The 1,945-nt window shown below is 75.0% G+C and carries 3 protein-coding genes; all 3 read left to right on the plus strand.

What is annotated here, in order from left to right; translation table 11 throughout:
- The coding region (locus tag AB0I76_RS28840; protein WP_357041982.1) for a histidine kinase at window positions 1-1,024 on the plus strand (1,024 nt) is incomplete at its 5' end.
- Window positions 1,021-1,674: a response regulator transcription factor gene (locus tag AB0I76_RS28845; RefSeq protein WP_357041985.1), complete on the plus strand. Its 654-nt coding sequence runs from the start codon at window positions 1,021-1,023 to the stop codon at window positions 1,672-1,674. The genes AB0I76_RS28840 and AB0I76_RS28845, both read left to right, overlap by 4 nt.
- Before the next feature lie 62 nt (window positions 1,675-1,736).
- On the plus strand, window positions 1,737-1,945 hold a 209-nt coding region (locus AB0I76_RS28850), incomplete at its 3' end, for a hypothetical protein (RefSeq protein WP_357041988.1).

Raw genomic sequence — 1,945 nt, forward strand, 5'->3', positions numbered from 1 at the left:
GCTCGACGTGAGCCTGGCGGTCGTCGCGGTGGCGCTCGTTCCGCTGGTCGTACGCCGGCCGGAGGTCGGCGGGGTGCTCGCCGGCCTGCTGGTGGCGCTGTCCCCGGTGGTCACGCCGGTGGCGAGCTTCGCGGTGCTGTGGACCGCCCGGCACCGGCCCCTCCGACCGGCCCTGGCGGTGACGGTGGCCGGCCTCGCCGGCGAGGCGGTGCTGGGCCGGTGGCGGCCGGTGGAGGGGCTGCCGTACGGCTGGTGGTTCCTGCTCATCGCCGCGGCGTTCGCGGCGCTGCTCGGCTGGGGCACCTGGGCGCGGGCGCGACACGCCCTGGTGGCGGCCCTGCGGGACCGGGCCCGGCGCGCGGAACGCGAGCAGGAGCGCCGCGTCGCCGAGGCGCGGGCGGGCGAGCGGAACCGGATCGCGCGGGAGATGCACGACGTGCTGGCGCATCGGCTGTCCCTGCTCGCGGCGGCGGCCGGCGCGATGGAGTACCGGCCGGACGCGCCGCCGGAGCGGTTGAGCGCCGCGGCCGGGGTCGTCCGGGCCAGCGCCCAGCAGGCCCTCGACGAGCTGCGCGAGGTGGTGACGCTGCTGCGTCGCGACGACGACGCCGACACCGACGCCGACCAGCCGGCCGCCCAGACCCTCGCCGACCTTCCCCACCTGCTCGCGGAGGCGCGGGCCGCCGGCCAGCGCGTCGAGGTCGACGACCGGCTCGGCGCACCGGACGGAATTCCGGCCATGTTGGGTCGCACCGCGTACCGCATCGTGCGGGAGGCGCTCACCAACGCCCGCAGGCACGCGACCGGGCAACCGGTGCTCGTCACGCTCACCGGCGCGCCCGGCGGGCACCTGACCGTCTCCGTCCGCAATCCCACCGCCGGGCCGGCCGCGACCGCCACGGACCCGGGTACCGGGCTCATCGGTCTGGCCGAACGGGCCGCCGTGGCGGGTGGATCCGTCACCCACCACGTCGACGAATCCGGCTGTTTCCACCTGACCGGGCGGCTGCCGTGGCCGGCGTGACCGGCAGCGTCCGCGTCGTGATCGTCGACGACGATCCGCTGGTCCGCACCGTGCTGACCACCATGCTCGACGGCGACGACGGGATCACCGTGGTGGGCGAGGCGGCCGACGGCGCGCAGGCGCTGATCGCGGTGGACCGGCACGCGCCCGACGTGGTGCTGATGGACATCCGGATGCCGGGCGTCAACGGCATTACCGCCACCGAACGGCTGCGTCGCCGCCCGCGGCCACCGGAGATCATCGTGCTCACCACGTTCGACACCGACGACCACGTCGTACGTGCCCTGCGGGCCGGCGCCAGCGGGTTCCTCCTCAAGGACACCCCGCCGGAGCGCATCAGCCAGGCGGTCCGCGCCGTCGCCGCCGGGCACCCGATCCTCTCGCCCGGTGTCACCCGTCGCCTGATGCGGCAGGTGGCCGACGAGGCGGAGGCGTACGAGCGGGCGCGGGTGTCGCTGGACGCGCTCACCCCGCGCGAGCGTGAGGTCGTCGTGGCCGTCGCGCGGGGCCGCTCCAACGCCGAGATCGCCACCGACCTGCTCATGGGTGTGACCACCGTCAAGGCGCACGTCTCGCACATCCTCACCAAGCTGGATCTCGGCAACCGCACGCAGATCGCCCTGCTCGCCCACGACGCCCGCCTCCTGTAGTGCCGTTGCCACCCGGCGTCCGCCGATCTACCGTCGGGCTTTCCCCGCTCTTTCGGTCCCCTGTGATCGCCTGGTGTCCCCCGGCACCCGGAGACGACCGGACGGGCGTCCCCACGACCCATCGAGGAGCGGCATGGCACGAGTCACGGCAGGCACACGACGGCGTCGGGCGTACGCCGGGCCGGGAGACCTTCGGCGCCAGCGTCTACGTCGCCAAGAAGGGCGGCACCATCGTCACCTGCGCCTCCACCAGCGGCTACCTGCACCAGTA

The organism is Micromonospora sp. NPDC049799, from assembly GCF_040656655.1.
Lineage (GTDB): Bacteria > Actinomycetota > Actinomycetes > Mycobacteriales > Micromonosporaceae > Micromonospora.